At 73.7% G+C, this 2186-nt stretch carries 4 protein-coding genes; 1 reads left to right on the top strand and 3 read right to left on the bottom strand.

Annotation, left to right across the window (positions count from 1 at the left end; all coding sequences use genetic code 11):
• Positions 1-228: 228 nt before the first annotated feature.
• Complete coding sequence (locus tag CKO13_RS11770; protein ID WP_200261265.1) at positions 229-564, top strand: 4a-hydroxytetrahydrobiopterin dehydratase; 336 nt, start codon at positions 229-231, stop codon at positions 562-564.
• A gap of 7 nt (positions 565-571) precedes the next feature.
• Here CKO13_RS11770 and moaC read toward each other — a convergent pair whose 3' ends face one another.
• The 3 genes from moaC to CKO13_RS11755 form a co-directional block, all read right to left on the bottom strand.
• The gene (moaC, locus tag CKO13_RS11765; protein WP_200261263.1) at positions 572-1072 is read right to left on the bottom strand and encodes a cyclic pyranopterin monophosphate synthase MoaC; all 501 of its coding nucleotides are present in this window, start codon (positions 1070-1072) and stop codon (positions 572-574) included.
• Positions 1073-1082: 10 nt separating this feature from the next.
• A complete protein-coding gene (locus CKO13_RS11760) occupies positions 1083-1850 on the bottom strand; it encodes an SDR family NAD(P)-dependent oxidoreductase (protein WP_200261261.1) in 768 nt (255 codons plus the stop codon).
• Positions 1851-1896: 46 nt separating this feature from the next.
• The coding region (locus tag CKO13_RS11755) for a 2,3-bisphosphoglycerate-dependent phosphoglycerate mutase (RefSeq protein WP_200261258.1) at positions 1897-2186 on the bottom strand (290 nt) is incomplete at its 5' end.

The following is a 2186-nucleotide window of genomic DNA, read 5'->3' as shown; positions in this document are numbered from 1 at the left end:
TCGGCGAGCGCGCGTTGTCCGAGCGAAGCGAGTTTAGCGCGCGGCCCCGCTCGGGCGAGAAGCGCAGGGGACCCCGAAGGGGCGCGCTCGCTGCCCCCGGCGGCCCCCCACGCCCCGGCACCGGCCCCAGCGCGCCTGCTACGCCAGTGGGGCGACAATGCGCCGCATGCGGGTCTATACTGCGGTAGAGATACGCCCCAAGACCTCGTCGAGAGGAGGTAGCCAGCCATGGCCTTGAGCGCCCAGAGCTGCGTCCCCTGCCAGGGCGGGATCGCCCCCATGGACCGCGACCAGGCCGAGCAGATGCTCGAGCAGGTGCCGGGCTGGCAGCTCAGTGAGGACGCCAGCCGCATCCGCCGCCGCTTCCGGCTCGGCGACTTCGCCCGGGCCACGGCCTTCGTGAACCGGGTCGCCGAGATCGCTGACGCCGAGGACCACCACCCGGATATCACCTTCGGCTACGGCTATGCCGAGGTGGAGGTGCACACGCACAAGATCGGCGGGCTCCACGAGAACGACTTCATCCTCGCCGCCAAGATCAACGAGGCCGCCGAGGGGGCGTGATCCCGGCTCAGCGCTGCCACGTCCCGGAACGCCCGCCGCTCTTGGCGACGAGCTCGACCCCGCCGATGCGCATGCCGCGGTCGAGGGCCTTGCACATGTCGTAGACCGTCAGCAGGGCGACCTGCACGGCGGTCAGCGCCTCCATCTCGACGCCGGTGCGCTCGACGGTCTCGGCGTGCCCCCGGCAGCGGACGCGCTGCTGCTCGGTCTCGACGTGCAGCTCGACCTCGGCGTGGGTGAGCGGGACCGGATGGCACAGCGGCACCAGCTCCGCGGTCCGCTTGGCGGCCATGAGCCCGGCGATCCGCGCCGTGGCGAGGGCGTCGCCCTTCTCGAGCTCGCCGTCGCGCAGCGCCTGGAGCGCCGGCGGGGCCATCTCGATCCACCCCTCGGCGGTGGCGCTGCGGGCGGTGGCCGGCTTGGCGCCGACGTCGACGATATGCGCCTCGCCGGAGCCCTTGAGGTGGCTCAGCCGCCCCGCCGGCTCGTGGCCCTCGCCGTCGCTCATCGCGCGCCGCTCAGGTGTCCACCGCCTGGCGCTGGCGGAGCAGCCGGCCGGAGGGGCCGTCGTCGGGGAGGCTCGCCGCCCAGACGACCTCGGCGGCGGCCTCGGCCAGGGGGGCCGGGGCTTCCCGGCTGCCCTCCGGGGGCGCGACCTTGTAGCCGGGGTCGACGGCGTTGACGAGGATCGGCTCGCCCTCGAGCTGCGCGGCGAGCATCCGGGTGAGGGCGTTGAGGGCGAGCATGGAGAGGCTGTAGGCGGGGTAGCGGCCGTCCATGCCCTCGAGGCGTCCGGCGCGCGAGGAGAGGTTGACGATCCGGCCGTAGCCGCCGCGGCGCATGAGCGGCAGCAGCGCCCGGGTCAGGCGCAGGGCGCCGAGGCAGCCGGCGTCGAGGCTGCCGCGCAGCGCCCCCTCGGGGGCGTCGAGCACCGTCGGCGCCGTCTCCGCCTCCTCGCCGGCGTTGAGGCCCCGGCAGAGGCCGGCGCTGTTGACGAGCACGTCGAGCCGGCCCAGGGAGGGCTCGGCCTCGAGGAACTCGGCGACGGCGTGGACGGAGTCCTCGCGCTCGATGTCGAGTGGCCGGTAGAGGACCTCGAGGCCGTCGCTGGCGAGCTTGTCCGCCGCCGCCTTGCCGGCGAGGCCGTCGCGGCCGGTGACCACTACCCGCAGGCCGGCCTCCGCCAGCTGCCGGGCGACCTCCAGGCCGAGGCCGCGGCTCGAGCCGCTGACCAGGGCGACGCGCGTCGGCGCCGTCTCCGTCGTCGTGGCGGTTTCTTCGCTCATCGCTGCAGCCTGCCAGGACGATCTCCGTGGTGGGCCCCTCGATAGTCTATAGGTAGTAGCTGCGCTCGACCCGCAGGCGGTCGTCGAGCTCGTAGATCAGGGGGCGGCCGGTGGGGATCTCGACGCGCATGATCTCGTCGTCGGCGAAGTCGTCGAGGTGCTTGACCAGCGCCCGGAGGCTATTGCCGTGGGCGGCGACGAGCACGCAGTCGCGGTGCTTGAGGGCGGGGACGATCTCCGTCTCCCAGAACGGCAGCACCCGCTCGAGGGTCAGGGCCAGGGACTCGGTCTTCGGCAGCTGGTGGACGTCGAGCCCGGCGTAGCGGGGGTCGAAGC

The sequence above is a fragment of the Halorhodospira neutriphila genome (assembly GCF_016584055.1).
GTDB classification, from domain to species: domain Bacteria; phylum Pseudomonadota; class Gammaproteobacteria; order Nitrococcales; family Halorhodospiraceae; genus Halorhodospira; species Halorhodospira neutriphila.
This window is presented reverse-complemented; position numbering and strand designations above follow the sequence as displayed.

Excerpts from the sequence above, each read along its gene's own strand:
- CKO13_RS11770 (WP_200261265.1), top strand. The coding sequence starts at position 229 with ATGGCCTTGAGCGCCCAGAGCTGCGTCCCCTGCCAGGGCGGGATCGCC.
- moaC (WP_200261263.1), bottom strand. The coding sequence starts at position 1,072 with ATGAGCGACGGCGAGGGCCACGAGCCGGCGGGGCGGCTGAGCCACCTC.
- CKO13_RS11760 (WP_200261261.1), bottom strand. The coding sequence starts at position 1,850 with ATGAGCGAAGAAACCGCCACGACGACGGAGACGGCGCCGACGCGCGTC.